Raw genomic sequence first — 18,304 nt, 5'->3', positions numbered from 1 at the left:
GTAATGGCTTGACCTCTTTTCCTGCCATAGCGCCCCGCGCCTCCCAAGGCGCACCAAAGGCCGCTGTGGCACCCTGATGGCCATAGAAAGCTGACCCGATGAGCCTTGCTTCGAAGAGCCCTGAGCCGCGTTCCGGCATCCTCGATATCGACGCCTATGTACCGGGCAAGGAGCATGCGCCGGGTGTCGCCAAGGTGCATAAGCTGTCGTCGAACGAGACGCCGCTCGGTGCCAGCCCGAAGGCGATCGAGGCCTTCCAGGCGGCCGCCTTCAATCTGGAGCGTTATCCGGATGGCCAGGCCAAGGCGCTGCGTGAAGCGATCGGCGCGGTTCACGGGCTCAACCCGGCAAACATCATGTGCGGCAACGGTTCCGACGAATTGCTCGCTCTTGTCTGCCGCACCTATCTTGGTCCCGGTGACGAGGGCATCATCACGGAGCACGGGTTCCTGGTCTACAAGATCGAGATCCTGGCGTCGGGCGCCACGCCCGTGACCGTCAAGGAAAGGGATGCGCGCGTCGACGTCGATGCCATTCTGGCGGCCGTGACCGAGCGGACCAAGATGGTCTTTCTCGCCAATCCCGCCAATCCGACCGGCACCTATATCCCCGTCGACGAGGTGCGCCGGCTGCATGCGGGCCTGCCGGACGGCGTGCTCCTGGTTCTCGATGCGGCCTATGCCGAATATGTGCGCCGCAACGACTACGCCGCCGGGCTTGAGCTGGTTTCGGCCAGCCGCAACGTGGTGATGACGCGCACCTTCTCGAAGATCTATGGTCTCGCGGGCCTCAGGATCGGCTGGATGTATGCGCCGGCGGAGGTGATCGACGCCGTCAACCGGGTCCGGGGCCCCTTCAATCTCAGCGCGCCCTCCATCGCGGCGGGCGCTGCGGCGATCCGTGACCAGGCCTTTGTCGCAACGGCTGTTGATCACAACCTCACCTGGCTTGCCCGCGTTGCCGAAGCGCTCGCCGCGATCGGTCTTCGCATCACGCCCTCGGTCACGAATTTCGTGCTGATCCATTTCCCCGACGAGCCCGGCAAGCGCGCGGAGGAGGCCGACGCGTTCCTAACCCACCGCGGCTTTATCCTGAGGGCGGTCCGCAGCTACGGCTTTCCCAATGCCTTGCGCATGACCATCGGCTCTGAAGAAGCCAACGAAGGCGTCATCGCGGCGCTGACCGAATTCATGGGACGGAAATAATGGCTCAGCAGTTTGAAACGATCGCCCTTATCGGCATTGGTCTCATCGGTTCGTCGATCGCGCGCGAAATCCGCGAGAAGCAGCTTGCCGGCACGCTCGTCGTCTCGACGCGCAGCGAGGCGACGCTGAAGCGGACGCAGGAACTCGGGCTCGGCGATCGCTATACGCTGTCGGCCGCCGACGCCGTTCGCGATGCGGACCTCGTCATCGTCTCGGTCCCGGTCGGCGCGTCCGGCGCGGTTGCCGCCGAGATCGCAGCGCATCTGAAGCCGGGCGCCATCGTTACCGACGTCGGCTCGACCAAGGGCTCTGTGATCGCGCAGATGGCGCCGCATTTGCCCGAGAATGTGCATTTCGTGCCGGGGCACCCGATCGCCGGTACCGAGCATTCCGGCCCGGATGCGGGCTTCGTCGGGCTCTTCCGCGGCCGCTGGTGCATCCTGACGCCGCCGGAAGGCGCTGACGGCGAAGCGGTGGCGCGGCTCAGGCTTTTCTGGGAAACGCTCGGCTCGATGGTCGAGGAGATGGACGCCGAACACCACGACAAGGTGCTGGCGATCGTTTCGCACCTGCCGCATATCATCGCCTACAACATCGTCGGCACGGCGGACGATCTCGAGACCGTCACCGAATCCGAAGTCATCAAATATTCGGCTTCGGGCTTCCGCGATTTCACGCGCCTGGCGGCATCCGACCCCACCATGTGGCGCGACGTCTGCCTGCACAACAAGGATGCGATCCTGGAGATGCTGGCGCGGTTTTCGGAAGATCTTGCCTATCTGCAGCGGGCGATCCGCTGGGGCGACGGCGACAAGCTGTTCGATCTCTTTACCCGCACCCGGGCCATTCGCCGCTCGATCATCCAGGCAGGCCAGGACACGGCGATGCCGGACTTCGGCCGCCATGCGATGGACCAGAAATAGCCGTGAGCAGGCCGGGGAAGACCGTGGAGCGGTCTTCCTTCCTGTGCGGTTTATACCCGTGGCCTAGAGGGTCGGCAGGACGCCGATCGGGATGAAGGCGAGGAACGCCGTGCCGTCGCGCACGTTGAGCTTCACGGTCGCCTCGTTCTTGCCGTTGGCGAGCGCCTTCAGCATGTTGGCGGTGTTGTCGACGAGGTTGGCGTCATCCGGGATCAGGGTGACCAGATTGGCGCGCCAGGCTTCGATGTTGGTCATCGTCAGCGAGAACTCGCCGGAAATCAGCCCCTGATCGTTGACCGAGAACGGCCCGGAAAGCTTGGCGTTCATGCCGGAGCCGAGGTCGAGGGTAAGCTGGCGCAGTTCGCCCTTGCTGCCGCGAAACATCTCAGGCGTCGGCGGTGCCGTCATCCACCCGGCCCGGTCGGTGAAGGTCAGGTCGGCGGCGACGGTCGCCGGCGGTGCGAGGCTCGGGCCTTCTTCTGGCCGAACGTCGAGCTTGTCGACGCTCAAGGCGGCGTCGAGGTCCGCGCCGTTCTGGCGCAGGTGCACTTCGCCGTGGCTGGCGCCGAAGCCGAGGCCGTCGCCCGAAAGTGGCAGGCGCACGCGGCCGGTGAGGTTGTCATAGGTGAGTGACGTTTGGTCGACACCGGACAGGGTCGCGCGCACGCTCGCATGCAGCAGCGTCCAGTCGGCAAACACGTTGAGGCCGGGGGAAGCCCGGATCTCGGCCGGGCCGTCGAGCTCGATCACCGCATGGCCGGGCTGGTAGACCTGGGCGGCGGTCCTCAGTGCTCCGAAGGAAGCAGAGGTGCCGTTGCGGGTGTCGTCGAGATGCACCTTGTCGCAGAAGAGGCCGATGCGGAACGGGAAGCCACGCACGTCCATGTTGGTGCATTCGCCGCCGAGGCCGGCCGCCTGTCCTTCGGCGAGGCGGGTCGTTAGCCGCTTCTCGATCTGGTCGGCGGCAAAGAACCAGCCGGCCGAATAAACGCCGGTGACAAGCACGATGCCTGCCATGAGCCAGCGGAATTTCCGGCTGACCGGCGATGGGTTGGAGACTGCGGTGGCCGACATGGGCGCGGGTACCTCACTCAAAACAGGATGGAGGCTGCCTTTCGGGTGGCGCCGTCGATCCGCAAAACTATTCTTTCCTTCGGCCGCAGGAGGACGAGCTTGTCTCTTTCGTGCCGGGATGCTGTGCCGTAGAAACCGAAATGGCTCACCGTCCCACGCGACCGATCGTGATTCGGCAGTGAGAACAGCAGCGCGGGTTGAATGACAGTGGATATGGACGAATTTTGGGTCTTTGGCTACGGCTCGCTGATGTGGAACCCGGGCTTTGCGTTCGAGGAGAAGCTGACGGCGCGCGCCTTTGGATTTCGCCGCTCGCTCTGCGTGCGGTCCTGGGTTCACCGCGGCACCGAGCAGCGGCCAGGACTGGTGCTCGGGCTCGACCGTGGCGGCTCCTGCATCGGGACGGCGTTTCGCGTCCAACGCGGACAGCAGGCCGGTGTCGTCGACTATCTGCGCGAGCGCGAACTGGTGACCCACGTCTACAAGGAGCGCACCATGCCGGTGCTGCTTGCCGACGGCCGCCGTGTGCCTGCGCTCGCCTATGTCATCGATCGCGGCCATGTCCAGTATGCGGGCGCGCTGACGACTGCGGAGGCGGCCGGCATCGTCTCGGTCTCGACCGGAAAATCCGGGCCGAACAGCGAATACGTGTTCAACACGCTCGCCCATCTCAAGGAACTGGGCATCCGCGATCATTGGCTGGAAGAGGTGGTCGGATTGCTGCGGCAGGCGCCGCATCCGGCAGGGCCCTGAAGGATCAGGCCCGGCCTTCGGCCTTCAGTTCCTTCATCCGCTGCTCGGCGGTCGGTGGCAGCGGTACGTGCGGATTGGCCTTCACCGTTTCCACCAGCAGTTCGTCACTGGCCCTTTCCGTTACCTCGACAAGCTTCTTGAGGAAAGCGTCAGGGTCCATGCCGGCCTCGACCGGCGGCAGGATGCGGACCTTGAAGTGGCCGGGGAAGCGCAGGAACTTGCGGCGCGGCCAGAACAGGCCCGGATGCATGGCGACCGGTACGACCGGCACGTTCAGATCGCGATAGAGGCGGGCGATGCCGTATTTGTATTCCGGAGGCGCGCCCGGCGGACGACGGGTGCCTTCCGGGTAGATGATGAGCTCGCGGCCCGTCGCCATTTCCTGCTTGGTGCGGTCCATGACGCTGGTCATCGCCTTGCCGCGCGCCGCGCGGTTCACCGGCACCATGCGCTGCTTGAGGATGTACCAGCCGAAGAGCGGGATCCAGGTCAGTTCGCGCTTCAGGATGTAGAAGGGGTCGTTCAGCCACGGCAGCAGCGCGTAGGCGTCCCAGAAGGACTGGTGCTTGGGCGCGAAGATGTAGGGCCCGTTCGGAATGTTCTCCAGGCCTTCGATTTCGAAGGTCGTGCCGACCATCTTTTCCAGGAGCCAGTGGTTGCTGCGAACCCAGTTCTTCGGCACAAACCACGCCTTCTTGCGCGGCAGCAGGAAGTAGATCGGGGTCAGCACGATCATCTGCACGATCAGATTGGCGTAGAACACCACGTTGAAAAGGATCGAACGCAAGACGATCATCAGGCACGCTCTCGTAGGCGAGGTCTCAAGGGGACCGGCGTCTTTGAGCCGGTTGATCGCTGCCTACACGATTAAGTGCTGAAGGAAAACTGCTCTGTTTCACTTTGCAGCGGGGAAGGGCGTTCCTGCCAGCCTATTCTTCGGCGGGTGTCGCGCGCGAGGCATCGGTGCGCAGGCCGTTGGTCGGGCGGGCGCCGGCGAGGTCGCGTATCGACGCCACCGTATACTTGCCGAATTCCAGAAGGATCGACTTCAGCACCATCGGATTGCGTAGCCAGTTTGTCGTCTTCAGATCGGAGTTGACGACCGGGTAGGGGATGAACTCCGTTTCCGGCCGGGCGCGGCGAAGCTCCAGCAGGCTTCGCGGCATGTGATAATTGTTGGTGACGACAAGCACGGTCGCGTAGCCACGATCGCGGATCCACTGCGCCGCTTCGGTCGCATTGCCGATGGTGTCGATCGCCTCATGGCCGATGTCGACGCAGCACTTGAAAAGGTCGGCCGAACTCTGGGTGTTGCGGCGGATCTGGCTGCCTGTCGTCGTCGGGTGAACCCCGGAGATCAGCAGGCGCTTGCCGGCGCCGCCTTTCAAAAGATCGACCGCCTGGTCGATCCGCTGGAAGCCGCCGGTCAGGACCACGATCGCATCGGCCTTGGGATGGCCGGGCGGCTGCAGCGACGCCACCGTGTCGGCAAAATTCAGGAAGGCGGCGATCAGGATTGCCAGCGGCAGGAGCAGGACGAAGAAAGTTCGGCGGAGGATTTTGCGCAGGAGACTGCGGGACCGCCGGCGATCGTCGGCTTTCCCGTGCCATTTGTCTCCTCCGGCCATTCCGTTCCCGCGTAGTTCTCGCGCCATCATGATTCTCTTCACATAGCCGCAGATTGCGGCAAGGAATAGATCGAGTGGCGGCGAAACATCAGGCGGCTCAGCTTTGGTAGAGGTCGGTACGGCCGGGGTCCGAACGGATGAGGTCGATTTCGTAGATCGTGCGGGTCACCGTCAGCCGCGCCGTAACCGTCGTCAGGATGGCGATGACGACGATGATCGCGGCGATGCCGAGATAGCCGCCGTAGCCGATGGTGAAGGTTCCGAAGAGGGCGGTGGCCTGATCCGTCTCGGGGGTCGCCAGGGTCCGCGACTGCCAGAACCCCGCCAGCGCAAAGAAAAGTGCCGCGAGCAGGCCGCCGGCGCCGGCGCCCTTGAGGCTGATCCTCAAAAAATGTTTCTGGAATTCCGACGCGACGAAGCCGGCTTCGGCACCGACGAAATGCAACACCTCGACGATGTGGCGGTTGCCTGACAGCGCGCCGCGCGTGGCGAAGACCACCGTCAGCACCATGGCGGAGAAGACCAGCGTCAAGACGCCGGTGCCGATCATCGCCGTGGTGTTGGCCATTGCGACCAGCCGGTCGACCCAGGTGCGGTGGTCGTCGAGGAAGGCCTGCGGGATGATTTCGGTCAGCGCCTTGCGCATGGCCGCAAAGTCGGGCGGGTTGTTTTCGTCGATGGTGATGATGACGAGGCGAGGAACGGGCAACTCGTCGAGATCGAGGCCTTCGCCGAGCCAGGGTTCGAGCAGGCGGGCGGTTGCGGCACGGTCGACGATCTTGCCGTCCGTCGTGCCGCTGAAGGTCAGCGCCAGGTCGCGCGCATCCGCGAGCGCCTTTTCCATGTCGAGGCTGTCGTCGGGCTTGATCTGGATGGTGATCTCGCGGGAGATCTGCGATTGCCAGCTCTGGGCCGTGGCTCGCACCATGCTGACGCCGCCGAGCGTGAGGCAGGCGAGGAACGACATGATGGCGATGACGCACATCAGCGCATTGCCGGATACATTGCTCGACGGCACGATCGGGCCGGTCGGGCGCACGCGCATTTCGGTCCGGCGCTGTTGCGCCTCCGGTGCCTGTTCGGGCACGTCCTTCTGGCGTTCCATGCGGCTGTCACTCATAGATGTCGAGCCGCCCTTGCGAAAGGATCATGCGCCGCGCCTCCACCTGGTCCATCAGCGACAGATCGTGGGTGGCGATGACGACCGCCGTGCCGAGCCGGTTGAGCTCAAGGAAGAGATTGAGCAGGCGCCTTGCCATCGGCGGATCGACGTTGCCGGTCGGCTCGTCGGCAAGCAGGATCTCCGGCCGGTCGATCAGTGCCCGGGCGATGGCCGCGCGCTGTTTTTCGCCACCGGAAAGCACCGGCGGCAGCACGTTGATGCGTTCGCCAAGGCCCACCCATTTCAAGAGTTCTATCACGTCGGCCCGGTAGCTCGCTTCTTCCTTGCCACGCACGCGCAAAGGCAACGCAACGTTCTCGTAGGTCGTGAGATGTTCGAGCAGGCGGAAATCCTGGAAGACGATGCCGACGCGCCGGCGCAGCATCGGGAATTCCTCGCGCGGGATCGACGAAATGTTGCGGTCGAACATCCGGATCAGGCCGCGTGTCGGCTGCAGCGAGAGGAAAAGAAGCCGCAGCAGTGTCGTCTTGCCGGCACCCGACGGGCCCGTCAGGAACTGGAACGAACGGCGTGGAATGTCGAAGGTCAGGTCCCGGAGGATTTCCGGTCCCATGCCATAGCGCAGTCCGACGTTCTCAAAGTGAATCAAGCGGCAGCCCAGTCTCTCTTACGGCCCTGCAACCGATGGCCGGTTCCGGTCCTCCGCGCATAGGACGACCAGCCAGGAAAGGCAAAACCGCCAGCGGAATCATGGTTAAGTGACGGTTAATTTTTCATGAAAACGCGCCGCTTTCGCGACGTCTTTCCGAAACATTAACCATTCCGGTTTACGTGTCGGAAAGATTTGATGCAATGCCTAGTTCTTGCACAGCAAGGGGCTCGCCATTGCCCGAGGGTTTCGCAGACAAGCCGGCCGCCTGCGGCTGTGTTCTCTTGCGGGACAGGAGGAAATGATCATGCAGGCATTCCGGACCAAGTCCGCCAGCAGCAGCGCCTATACCGACTTCCTGCCGCCGGAGCGCGGCGGACGCGACGGGGCTACAGCGCCGCGGCGCGCCGACGTCGTCGATGCGGAATTCGAGGTGATCTCCGCCTCGTCGCGTCGCACGCCCTATCCGGTGTTCAACGACAATGCGCAGACCGGCAGCCGGCGGCGGCCGACGCTGACGGTCGTGGAGCAGGAGCCGTCGCTCGGCGGCCGATTGCTTCGTCTTGCCGAAACGCGGCTTCGCGATATGCCGGCACGCCGCTTTGCCGGGATGGTCGCGGGGGTTGCGCTCGCGTCCTTCCTGGCGATCGTCGGCTTTGCCGGCGACGGGCAGGCCGACGTCCAGCCGCTGGCGATTTCCGGCATCAAGAGCGGGCTCGACTATTCCGGTGGCATGCGCGTGCTGTCCGTCTATGGCTCGATCGACAATCGCTCCGATGTCGAGCAGCGTTTGCCGCAGGTCGTGGTGGAGATCACCGCCAACGGCCGCAAGGTCACGACGACGCGGGTGATGCCCGAGGGGGCTGCTATCGCGCCCGGTGAGAGCCGTCATTTCATGACGAGACTGCCCTATGCAGGTGGAAAAATGCCCGAAGTCGCGGTTTCCTTCGCCGAAAACGGTGTTTCGGCCCGCTGATTGTGCTAAGCGGCGGCAACGGGAAGGCCGAGGTCTTCCGCATGAAACGCTGGAGAAGCCCTGATGCCCGTTGTTCGCGGTAAGAATATCGAACCTCTCTATACGGCTGAAACGATCGCTGCCCGCAACAGCGAGCTTGCCGGAATGATCGTCAACGGCCCGCACAAGGATCTGCTGGTGATCGCGGTGCTCAAGGGATCGTTCATCTTCGCGGCCGATCTGATCCGCTCGATGCATACGGCTGGTCTTGCTCCGGAAGTCGAGTTCATCACGCTGTCGAGCTACGGCACCGGCACCGTTTCGCAGGGCGTCAAGATCACCAAGGACATAGACAGCGACGTGCATGGGCGCGACGTTCTGCTGATCGACGACATTCTGGAATCCGGCCGCACGCTGCGCTTTGCCAAGGAACTGATGTACGAGCGCGGCGCCCGCAACGTCACGATCGCGGTGCTGCTCGACAAGCGGGTCAAGCGCAAGGTCGAGCTCGAGGCGGATTATGTCGGCTTCGAATGCCCCGATCACTTCGTCGTCGGCTATGGCATGGACGTCGCCTATGCCTTCCGCGAGCTGCCGTTTGTCGGCGTTGTCACCGGCGACGCCGAGTAAACGTCCCGTTTTGGGGCATGCGCCCTGAAATCCAGTCGTTCGGCGTTTACCGAACACAAACGAAAAACTGGTTGTTTTGGTGCGTGCCGCAGTGATTCTCGACGAGGATCGGCGGCGCTGCAGCGCCAGTGTGTCTCCCGATGATCCACGCTCGCTGTACCTTTGGATCAGGTGCGGGTGCCGGCGTGAACGCCGGACTCGGAAGCGAACGCGGAGGCCATGATGGCGAAGATCCTGATTACCGAGGACGAGGATGCATTGCGTTCCTTCGTCGCGCGGGCCCTGAGGCTCGACGGCCACGAGACGGTCGAAGCGGGCGATGGGGCCGATGGCCTTGCCTGCCTGGAGGCCCAGGCCTTCGACCTTCTGCTTTCCGATATCCGCATGCCCGTGATGGATGGCATCGAGCTGACGCACCAGGCGTCGGCCGCCTTTCCGGCCATGAAGATCCTGCTGATGACCGGCTATGCCGAGCAGCGCGAGCGGGCGGACGATCTCACCGACAAGATTGTCGACGTCATCTCCAAGCCCTTTTCCCTTCCCGATATCCGCAAGGCAGTCGCCCTGGCGCTGGCCGCCTGACGGGCAGATCCACCGACCTGCATTACAGCAACAAGAACGCCACCCGTCGCAGCGATTTCGATGCGACGGGTGGCGTTGTCATGTTCTGCCGTGATGGGGCAAGCGGCCGAAACCGGGCGAATGCTCGGCTCAGCGCATGTCGAGCAGGCGTTCGAGGTACTGGCGCTCCTGCTCCGGCGACAGGCTGTCGCCGAGCCTACGGCGAATCTCATCGAGGATTTGTCGGGCGCGCTGGGAATCGATCTCGTCTGGAACCTTGACCTGGTCGCCGAAATTCGGGCCGAGATTCTGTTGTCGCCGTCCCAGGGGATCGCGGCCGTTTTGACCGTATTGCGGCACGCCCATGCCAGGGCCGCCCTGACCTTGGCCCTGCATCTGGTTCATCATGTCCTGGGCGCCCTGGCGCAGCGCCTGTAGCGCGCGGCCCTGATTGCCGACGGCCTGTTCGCCCTGGCCCTTGCCGAGCGCGCCGGAAGCGCCGTCCATTTCGCGCTTGGCTTCACCAAAGCCCTTGCCGGGCTTGATGCCCATGCTTTCCAGGCCCTTGTTCAGCTCGCCGAGCTGCTTTCCAAGCGCGTCCTGCTGCTCCTTCAGCTGCTTCAGCGCGTCCTTCAGTTGTTCGGCCGTCATGTCGTCGAGCGGATTGGGCTGACCGTTCGGATCGCCCTGCTGCCCCGGGTCCTGCGGCATTTCCTGACCGAAGAGCTCGTTGTCCTCGCCCTGCAGCGGGTCGCCCCGCTGCATCCGGTCGCGCAGCGCCTGATCGAACTTGAAGGTCTCGTCCATCAGTTGTTGCTGCTGCTGCATCAGCTTGCCGAGCTTGTCCATCTGCTGGCGCATGGCGTCGTTCTGCTCGCCCATCTGCTGCTGTCCGCGGCCAGCCTGCAGGTTGTTCATCATGCGCTGCAGTTCCGAGAGCATCTGCTGTGCCTGATCGCGCGCACCCGACCGTGCCAGGTTCTCGATCTGGTTCATCATCTTCTCGAGGTCCTGCTGGCGCAGGATGTTGTTCGGGTCGAGCTTGCCGGTCATGCGTGGATTTTTCATCGCCTGCTCGGCGAGCGCCTGCATGTATTGCTGCATCGCCTGGCGCAGTTCCTGCATCAGCTTGGCGATCTCCTGGTCCGAAGCGTTACGCTCCAGCGCATCCGACAGCGCCTGCTGGGCTTCGCGCAGACGGCGCTCGGCGAGCGACAGGTCGCCATCCTCGATCCCGAGCGCGATCTCCCACAGGTATCCGGCGGCATCGCGTAACATGTCGTCGTTATAGGCGAGCGCCATGCGGGTGCGCGCCGATTTCAACAGCAGGAAATGGGTGAGGTTCGGGATCCAGTCCTCGGCAAGCGAGGTGACGGCGTCGTTGAGATCGATGGCGCGCGGCAGGTCGTTGGCGTTGAGCGCGAAGACCTGGCGCTGCTCGGCGACGGCACCGGCGAGCGGCTGCGAGAACTGGCGGGCAGGCAGGATCATCTCGTGCGGCGGGCTGCGGCCTTCCTGTCCGGCAGCATCCCGGGCGACGAGCGTCACCTCTACCCGCTTGCCGGCAAGCGGATGCTCGCTGAGGTTCCGGCTGGTCGTGCCCTTTGCCTCGCGCGCATTGCGGCGCGGCAGATCGAACCGGTACTCCGGCAGCGGATAGAGCGCGCGGGCGCCTTCTGCCGGTTCCTCGAGCGGCTTGATCTCCGCCCAGGCCTGGGCGATGCCGTAGTCGTCGTTGGCCGTGAACGTGATTTCGAGCGCTGCGTTGACGGTCGGATGAGGGATCCCGTCAAAGGCGATCTGAGGCACGCCGTCCGGGGTGATCTTGAACGCCCAGCGCTGGCTGTCGACCATGAGTTCGCCGTCCTTGACGACCTTGTAGACGTGGTTGCGGACGGCGGTCGCGTTGCGTGCCGGCTCGGTTGCCACGACTTCGGCGACCTTCGGCCCGGCTTCGCCCACTTGCGGCTCGGTCTGTTTTTGCTCGGCCTTCTCGCCGGCCACCGGAATGACGATCGGTTCGCTCGCGCCGGTTTCCGCGTAGCGTACGGACGCGTCTGCGCCGGCGCCGGTGATCCGGACGGTGATATCGCTGAACTGCGGAATGGTGATCGCCCCGGCGTCCTCATTCACGGCCGCGGCGGCTTCGGGCTTGCCCGTCAGGAAGATCGGCGCCCGCCCGGTATAGGGCGGCGGCGTCACCCAGGCATCGACGCGGATATTGGCAGCCTCGATCGACGTCTGCGGCAGCCGGAAGGCATCGCTCAGCAGTCCGGCGCGGTTGGAATAGGAATAGGCAAAGGCGACGCAGGCGAGAAGCACCGGCACGGCCCTGAGCGCGAAGGGATCGTGCCTGGCGATATCGGGCCGCGGCAGGCCGGTATCGAGCGCGCCGATCATTCGCGCCATGCGCGCCTGGTGTTCGTGCCAGAGCGCCTCGCCCAGGGGACTGTCGGTCGCGGGGCGATCGTCCTGGACGCGGATGGCCTGATGCGGCAGAGCGTTGCGCTCTTCGAGCATGCGATCGGCATCGGCGTTCGCGGGCAGGCGGACCCGGCTGAGCGGGACGAGGGAGGCAAGGAAGGCTAGGGCGAAAGCAAAGAGAGCCGCCGCATGCAGCCAGAAAGGCGCTGCGCGAAAGAAACCGAGCCAGGCGAAGGCAAGAAACAGAAGGGCGACGGAGCCGGGCAGAAGGATGCGCGGAAGGACCTGCTCGGCGACCAGCACGGCACGCGCCAGCCATCTCTTCAGCGCCAGAGTTCTCGAAAACGGCTTCGGTTGTGGCGTTTCATCCTGCCGGAATTGCGTCATCCGCCCAAGTTTCCTTTCGGTCGCCCATCAACGCTTGTGGCTGACCCAATATAGTGAGGCGACGGCCGCGCTCAAAAAAACACGCAGCTTCGCCTATCCCGCTTGCGTTCAGGATACCATCGTTTGTGGCGAAGACGAGGGCGCAAACACAATCGTGATCGTCCGCACGGCCGATCCACAGATTGTCGTTGCTGCGGCAGGACGGCTCAGTCGAGCCAGTCCGGCACCGAATCAAGACCGATCAGCGCATCATAGTCCTGGCGCGGACGGATGACGTGGAAACGGTCGCCCTTGACCAGAACTTCGGGGATCAGCAGCCGGGAATTGTAGGTGCTGGCCTGCACGGCGCCGTAGGCACCGGCCGAGCTGATGGCGAAGAGATCGCCGGGCTTCGGCATCGCCATCTCGCGGTCGAGCGCCAGATAGTCGCCGGTTTCGCAGACCGGGCCCACGACGTCGGCACGGATGCGCGGCGCGTTGGCGGCGGAAATGCGGACCGGGCGGATCTCGTGATAGGCCTCATAGAGGGTCGGGCGGATGAGATCGTTCATCGCACCGTCGACGATGACGAAGGTCTTGTCGCCGCCGTCCTTCACATAGATGACTTCGGTCACCAGAATGCCGGCATTGCCGACGATCAGCCGGCCCGGCTCGGTGACGATCTTGCAACCGAGCGACTGCAGCTGGCTCTTGACGATTTCCGCATAGGCGTCCGGCAGCGGCGGCGGATTGTTGTCGTCCTTGTAGGGAATGCCGAGGCCGCCGCCGATGTCGACGTGATCGATCGAATGGCCGTCGGAGCGGAGCGTGTCGACCAGTTCGCGCAGCAGCTTGAAAGCGGCGTCGAAGGGCTGCAGCTCGGTGATCTGGCTACCGATATGCATGTCGATGCCGGTCACCTGAATGCCGGGCAGGGTTGCGGCATGGGCGTAGACGGCGCGGGCGCGCTCCCACGAAATGCCGAACTTGTTTTCCTTCTTGCCGGTCGAGATCTTCGCATGCGTGCCGGCATCCACATCCGGATTGATGCGGAAGGAGACATGGGCGCGCTTGCCGGCGCGTACGGCGCGCTGGTTGAGCACTTCGAGTTCCGGCTCGGACTCGACGTTGAAGCAGTAGATGCCGGCTTCCAGTGCGAGGTCCATTTCCAGCGGCGTCTTGCCGACGCCGGAGAACATGATGCGGCTTGCCGGGATGCCGGCTGCAAGCGCGCGGCGCAGTTCACCGCCCGAGACGACGTCGACGCCGGCGCCGAGGCGGCCGAGCGTCTTCAGCACGGCCTGGTTCGAGTTGGCCTTCATCGCATAGCAGACCATCGCATCCACATCGGCAAAAGCCTTGGAGAACACCGTGTAGTGGCGCTCGAGCGTGGCGGTCGAGTAGCAATAGAAGGGCGTGCCGACGGCGCGGGCGATATCGGTCACCGGCACATCTTCGGCGTAGAGAATTCCGTCGCGGTACTGAAAATGGTTCACGTCAGGCAGCTCGGCTTTGAGCAATTCCAGGAAAGTGCGAAGCGGCTTCCGTTCGGAATTGCATAATTTCTACTAGAGGAGGGGATCGAGCAGGAACGAACGCTCGTCCGCTTTTTCCTTCTGCTCGACAGTTCCTGCCGGCGCCTTGGTGTTGATCGGCGCGGTCGAGCCGGGGCGATCGAGGTCGCCTTTGCGTCCGCAACCGACAAGAACCAGCCCGGGGATCGCCAGCAGAAGTGCAAGCCGGGCCGCCTTCGTGAATGTCATCGTGATTTTCCTTCGCGGGAACTGATGCAGGTGCGATGTCTTACCGATTTTTCAGGCACTTGTGCACCCTGTTTCTGCGGGCGAGGAACCGCCCGCAGCGGGCTTGGCGCGGATGCCTTAGTTGCGGGCGCGCCACCAGGCGATCTGCTTGCGGACCTCGTTCGGCGCGGTGCCACCGAAGGAGGTCCGGCTGGCCACGGAGGCTTCCACCGTCAGGACATCGAAGACCTTGTCGGTGATGTCGGCATGGATCGACTGCAGGTCGGCAAGCGAAAGATCCGCGAGATCGCAGGCCTTCTGCTCGGCAAGCGCCACGGCGCGGCCGGTGACATGGTGGGCGTCGCGGAAGGGGAGTCCCGCCTCACGCACCAGCCAGTCGGCAAGGTCGGTCGCGGTCGAATAGCCGGAGCCGGCGGCCGCCTTCATGCGGTCGGTGCGGATGGTCACGTCACGCACCATGCCGGTCATGGCGGCGATCGCCAGTTCGAGGCTTTCGGCAGCGTCGAAGACCTGTTCCTTGTCTTCCTGCATGTCCTTGGAATAGGCGAGCGGCAGGCCCTTCATGACCGTGAGCAGCGCGACCAACGAGCCGTTGATGCGGCCGGTCTTGGCGCGCACCAGTTCGGCAGCGTCCGGGTTCTTCTTCTGCGGCATGATCGAGGAGCCGGTCGAGAACGCATCCGAGAGGCGGATGAAGCCGAACTGCGGCGTCGACCAAATGACGATCTCTTCGGCAAGGCGCGACAGGTGCGTGGCAGTGATCGAGGCCATCGACAGGAATTCGAGAGCGAAGTCGCGGTCAGATACCGTGTCGATCGAGTTGCGGGTCGGGCCGGCAAAGCCGAGAGCCTTGGCGGTCATGTGGCGGTCGATCGGGAAGCCGGTGCCGGCAAGGGCTGCGGCGCCGATCGGGCTTTCGTCCATGTGCTCGATAGCGTGGCGCACGCGCGAGCGGTCGCGGCCAAACATCTCGACATAGGCCATGCAATGATGGCCGAAGGTGACGGGCTGTGCGGTCTGCAGGTGGGTGAAGCCGGGCATGACGGTGTCGGCATGTTCCTCGGCGCGGTCGAGGAAGGCGGCGATCAGCGCCGTCAGCGCCTTCTCGGTCCGCTGCAGCTCTTCCTTGACCCAGAGGCGGAAGTCGAGCGCCACCTGGTCGTTGCGCGAGCGGGCGGTGTGCAGGCGGCCGGCGGCGGGACCGATGAGGGTCGCGAGCCGGGCTTCGATATTCATGTGGATGTCTTCGAGGCGGCGCGAAAACTCGAACGCACCGCTTTCGATCTCTGACAGGATCGTGTTCAGACCGTGAACGATCTTGTCTTTGTCCTCAGTCGAAATGATGCCTTGATGCGCCAGCATCGTCGCATGCGCTATTGAGCCGCGGATGTCCTGGGCATAGAGCTTCTTGTCGAAGCCGATCGAGGCATTTATTTCCTCCATGATCGCGTCCGGACCCGAGGCAAAGCGACCGCCCCACATCTGGTTGGAGGATTTCGTCTCGGAATTGCCGTCAGCCATGAAGAATGCCCGCCTTGGAGAATGAAATGCCCGACCAGAAGAAATCCCCCCCGGCCGTGAAACTGTTCGCGCTCGCCGCCCTGTTCGGCGTGATCGTCGGTGCGGCAGCGGTATACGTGAAGGAGACCGGGTCTGGCAATGGCGAGACGGCCGAAACGGCTGCAGCCAGCTGCCCGCTGACCTCGGCAAAGGTTGCCGCGCTGACACCCTTCATGAAGGGGCAGGTCGCCGCGATGTCGCCGGCGTCGGCACCGCGGCCGATCGCGCTCGACTTTAACGGCCCGGACGGCAAGCCGACCAATGTCTCGGCCTTTGCCGGCAAGACCCTGCTCGTCAATCTCTGGGCCACCTGGTGCGTTCCCTGCCGCGAAGAAATGCCGGCCTTGAACGCCTTGCAGAAATCGCTCGGCAGCGACAAGTTCGAAGTGGTGGCGATCAATATCGATGTCGGCGACGACGAGAAGCCGAAGGCTTTCCTCGACGAGACCGCCGTGCACGAGCTTGGCTATTACCGCGACGCGTCGATGGGCGTGTTCAACAACATGAAGAAGGAGGGCCTGGCTTTCGGCCTGCCGGCAACCTTGCTGCTCGACGACAAGGGTTGCCTGATCGGCTCGATGAACGGCCCGGCCGCCTGGGACAGCGACGATGCCAAGGCGCTGATCAATGCTGCGCTTGCCCCGGCTGCGGGAAGCTGAACGGGACTGGATCCGGACAAAGAAAAACCCGGCGGATCGCCGGGTTTTTCTTGTCAGGTGCTGACGGAATTAGCGGGTGGGAACCGGCACTTCGCCGCGATAGTCGTAGAAACCGCGCCCGGACTTGCGGCCGAGCCAGCCGGCTTCGACATATTTTACCAGCAGCGGGCAGGGGCGGTACTTCGAGTCCGCCAGGCCATCATAGAGCACCTGCATGATCGACAGGCAGGTATCGAGGCCGATGAAGTCGGCAAGCTGGAGCGGGCCCATCGGATGGTTGGCGCCGAGCTTCATGGCGGTGTCGATCGCCTCGACGCTGCCGACGCCTTCGTACAGCGTGTAGATCGCTTCGTTGATCATCGGCAAAAGGATGCGGTTGACGATGAAGGCCGGGAAGTCTTCGGCGACCGTCACGGTCTTGTCGAGCGTCGCGACGAATTCCTTGGCGGTCTTGAAGGTCTGCTCGTCGGTGGCGATGCCGCGCACGAGCTCGACCAGCTTCATGACCGGAACCGGGTTCATGAAGTGGATGCCCATGAAGTGCTCGGGGCGATCGGTGGCGGAGGCGAGGCGGGTGATCGACAGCGACGAGGTATTCGTTGCCAGAATCGCTTCCGGCTTCAGGATCGGACAAACCTGGCCGTAGATCTTGCGCTTGATCGTCTCGTCTTCGGTGACGGCTTCGATCACCAGATCGGCCTGCGACAGGTCGTTGATGTCGGAAGAGCCCTTGATCAGCGCAAGTGCCGCCTTGCGCGCCTCGTCGGTCATCTTGCCGGAGGAGACCTGACGGGCAAGGTTGCCGTTGACGGTGGCAAGGCCTGCTTCGATCCGCTCGGCGGCCAGATCATAGATCTGCACCTTGTATCCGGCGATTGCCGAAACATGTGCGATGCCACAGCCCATTTGCCCGGCACCAATAATTCCGACCGTCTTGATCATCGCAGCGAACATCCATCTTCAAAGCTTGGCGGCGAGGCCGCCGTCAGACATGCAAACCGGGCCGGTTTGGCCGGCCCGGTAGATTGTTAATGCCAAGTCCCCGCTTTTGCCAGCCCTTTTCACGGCTGCGGCGGGTGGCATCGATTTGGACTTACAGCGCCTTCTGCAACTCCGGCAGAGCGTCGAAAAGATCGGCAACCAGGCCGTAGTCTGCGACCTGGAAGATCGGCGCCTCTTCGTCCTTGTTGATCGCGACGATGACTTTGCTGTCCTTCATGCCGGCGAGGTGCTGGATGGCACCGGAAATGCCGCAGGCGATGTAGAGATCGGGCGCGACGACCTTGCCGGTCTGGCCGACCTGCCAGTCGTTGGGCGCGTAACCAGCGTCGACCGCAGCGCGCGAAGCGCCGACGGCAGCACCGAGCTTGTCGGCAACCGGCAGGATCACTTCCTGGAACTTCTCGGACGAGCCGAGCGCACGGCCGCCGGAGATGATGATCTTGGCCGACGTCAGTTCCGGACGGTCGGACGACGACAGCGCGTCGGCGACGAAGGAGGAAACGCCGGGGTTGGCGGCAGCCGAAACGCTTTCGATCGCAGCCGAACCGCCCTCAGCGGCCGAGGCGAAGGAGGCGGTGCGCACGGTGATGACGCGCTTGGCTTCCGTCGTCTGCACGGTCTGGATGGCGTTGCCGGCATAGATCGGGCGCTTGAAGGTGTCCGAAGAGACAACTTCGATGATTTCGGAGACCTGGCTGACGTCGAGCAGGGCTGCGACGCGCGGCATGACGTTCTTGCCGACCGAGGTCGCGGCCGCAACGATCGTGTCGTAGTTGCCGGCGAGCGAGACGATGAGGGCGGCCAGCGGCTCTGCAAGATTGTTGGCCAACGAAGCGTCGTCGGCGACGAGCACCTTGGCAACGCCTGCGAGCTTCGCGGCCTGTTCGGCCGCAGCCTTGGCGCCGGCGCCGGCAACGAGGATGTGCACGTCGCCGCCGATCTTGGAGGCAGCGCTCAGCGCCTTGGCGGTCTGGTCGGAAAGGTGGTTGCTGTCGTGATCAGCCAGAAGAAGAATGGCCATGATGATGT

Annotated in this window: 18 protein-coding genes; 7 read left to right on the top strand and 11 right to left on the bottom strand. The window is 63.9% G+C overall.

The features are described from left to right. The first annotated feature begins 98 nt into the window (after positions 1–98). Both hisC and M2267_RS10935 read left to right on the top strand, forming a co-directional pair. A complete protein-coding gene (gene hisC / locus M2267_RS10940) occupies positions 99–1,205 on the top strand; it encodes a histidinol-phosphate transaminase (RefSeq protein ID WP_043623083.1) in 1,107 nt (368 codons plus the stop codon). Next, on the top strand, positions 1,205–2,128 hold the full coding sequence (locus M2267_RS10935) for a prephenate/arogenate dehydrogenase family protein (protein WP_043623081.1): 924 nt from the start codon (positions 1,205–1,207) through the stop codon (positions 2,126–2,128). The genes hisC and M2267_RS10935 overlap by 1 nt, the downstream gene beginning before the upstream one ends. A gap of 63 nt (positions 2,129–2,191) precedes the next feature. Here M2267_RS10935 and M2267_RS10930 read toward each other — a convergent pair whose 3' ends face one another. Beyond that, complete coding sequence (locus M2267_RS10930; protein ID WP_043623079.1) at positions 2,192–3,202, bottom strand: DUF2125 domain-containing protein; 1,011 nt, start codon at positions 3,200–3,202, stop codon at positions 2,192–2,194. Between the two features lie 201 nt (positions 3,203–3,403). On the opposite strand from M2267_RS10930, the gene M2267_RS10925 reads away from it, so the two are divergent. Further along, the gene (locus M2267_RS10925; protein WP_429114608.1) at positions 3,404–3,955 is read left to right on the top strand and encodes a gamma-glutamylcyclotransferase; all 552 of its coding nucleotides are present in this window, start codon (positions 3,404–3,406) and stop codon (positions 3,953–3,955) included. A gap of 4 nt (positions 3,956–3,959) precedes the next feature. On the opposite strand, the gene M2267_RS10920 is transcribed toward M2267_RS10925, so the two are convergent. The 4 genes from M2267_RS10920 to ftsE all read right to left on the bottom strand — a co-directional run bounded on the left by M2267_RS10920 (position 3,960) and on the right by ftsE (position 7,355). Continuing rightward, positions 3,960–4,751 (bottom strand): lysophospholipid acyltransferase family protein, encoded by a 792-nt coding sequence (locus M2267_RS10920; protein WP_429114606.1) that lies wholly within the window; start codon positions 4,749–4,751, stop codon positions 3,960–3,962. Positions 4,752–4,884: 133 nt separating this feature from the next. Then, positions 4,885–5,583 (bottom strand): YdcF family protein, encoded by a 699-nt coding sequence (locus M2267_RS10915; RefSeq protein ID WP_429114605.1) that lies wholly within the window; start codon positions 5,581–5,583, stop codon positions 4,885–4,887. Between the two features lie 97 nt (positions 5,584–5,680). Continuing rightward, a complete protein-coding gene (locus M2267_RS10910) occupies positions 5,681–6,688 on the bottom strand; it encodes a cell division protein FtsX (protein WP_429114603.1) in 1,008 nt (335 codons plus the stop codon). Between the two features lie 7 nt (positions 6,689–6,695). Then, positions 6,696–7,355 carry a cell division ATP-binding protein FtsE gene (gene ftsE / locus M2267_RS10905; RefSeq protein WP_043623069.1) on the bottom strand — a complete coding sequence of 220 codons (660 nt, stop codon included), beginning with the start codon at positions 7,353–7,355 and terminating at the stop codon, positions 6,696–6,698. 307 nt (positions 7,356–7,662) lie between these two features. Between ftsE and M2267_RS10900 the strand changes: the two genes are divergently transcribed. The 3 genes from M2267_RS10900 (at position 7,663) to M2267_RS10890 (ending at position 9,522) form a co-directional block, all read left to right on the top strand. After that, positions 7,663–8,331 carry a hypothetical protein gene (locus tag M2267_RS10900; RefSeq protein WP_429114601.1) on the top strand — a complete coding sequence of 223 codons (669 nt, stop codon included), beginning with the start codon at positions 7,663–7,665 and terminating at the stop codon, positions 8,329–8,331. Positions 8,332–8,394: 63 nt separating this feature from the next. Then, positions 8,395–8,940: a hypoxanthine phosphoribosyltransferase gene (hpt, locus tag M2267_RS10895; RefSeq protein WP_034806612.1), complete on the top strand. Its 546-nt coding sequence runs from the start codon at positions 8,395–8,397 to the stop codon at positions 8,938–8,940. 222 nt (positions 8,941–9,162) lie between these two features. Next, positions 9,163–9,522 (top strand): response regulator, encoded by a 360-nt coding sequence (locus M2267_RS10890; RefSeq protein WP_043623067.1) that lies wholly within the window; start codon positions 9,163–9,165, stop codon positions 9,520–9,522. 129 nt (positions 9,523–9,651) lie between these two features. On the opposite strand, the gene M2267_RS10885 is transcribed toward M2267_RS10890, so the two are convergent. The 4 genes from M2267_RS10885 to argH all read right to left on the bottom strand — a co-directional run bounded on the left by M2267_RS10885 (position 9,652) and on the right by argH (position 15,575). Then, positions 9,652–12,312, bottom strand: a complete 2,661-nt coding sequence (locus M2267_RS10885; RefSeq protein ID WP_429114599.1) for a TIGR02302 family protein — start codon at positions 12,310–12,312, stop codon at positions 9,652–9,654. 206 nt (positions 12,313–12,518) lie between these two features. After that, positions 12,519–13,787, bottom strand: coding sequence for a diaminopimelate decarboxylase (lysA, locus tag M2267_RS10880; protein WP_043623146.1), 1,269 nt, complete (start codon positions 13,785–13,787; stop codon positions 12,519–12,521). A gap of 72 nt (positions 13,788–13,859) precedes the next feature. Next, positions 13,860–14,054, bottom strand: a complete 195-nt coding sequence (lptM, locus tag M2267_RS10875) for an LPS translocon maturation chaperone LptM (RefSeq protein WP_034806616.1) — start codon at positions 14,052–14,054, stop codon at positions 13,860–13,862. A gap of 117 nt (positions 14,055–14,171) precedes the next feature. Further along, positions 14,172–15,575 carry an argininosuccinate lyase gene (gene argH / locus M2267_RS10870; protein ID WP_429114597.1) on the bottom strand — a complete coding sequence of 468 codons (1,404 nt, stop codon included), beginning with the start codon at positions 15,573–15,575 and terminating at the stop codon, positions 14,172–14,174. Positions 15,576–15,601: 26 nt separating this feature from the next. Between argH and tlpA the strand changes: the two genes are divergently transcribed. Then, on the top strand, positions 15,602–16,273 hold the full coding sequence (gene tlpA, locus M2267_RS10865) for a thiol:disulfide interchange protein TlpA (protein ID WP_429114595.1): 672 nt from the start codon (positions 15,602–15,604) through the stop codon (positions 16,271–16,273). A gap of 69 nt (positions 16,274–16,342) precedes the next feature. Here tlpA and M2267_RS10860 read toward each other — a convergent pair whose 3' ends face one another. Together M2267_RS10860 and M2267_RS10855 are read right to left on the bottom strand one after the other, a co-directional pair. After that, a complete protein-coding gene (locus M2267_RS10860; RefSeq protein WP_034806743.1) occupies positions 16,343–17,215 on the bottom strand; it encodes a 3-hydroxybutyryl-CoA dehydrogenase in 873 nt (290 codons plus the stop codon). A gap of 151 nt (positions 17,216–17,366) precedes the next feature. Further along, the gene (locus M2267_RS10855) at positions 17,367–18,296 is read right to left on the bottom strand and encodes an electron transfer flavoprotein subunit alpha/FixB family protein (protein WP_205237920.1); all 930 of its coding nucleotides are present in this window, start codon (positions 18,294–18,296) and stop codon (positions 17,367–17,369) included. Between the last annotated feature and the right edge of the window lie 8 nt (positions 18,297–18,304).

The organism is Ensifer sp. KUDG1 (assembly GCF_050434285.1).
Taxonomy (GTDB): Bacteria; Pseudomonadota; Alphaproteobacteria; order Rhizobiales; family Rhizobiaceae; genus Ensifer.
The sequence above is the reverse complement of the archived record's forward strand: the minus strand, read 5'-3'. Positions and strand labels throughout refer to the sequence as shown.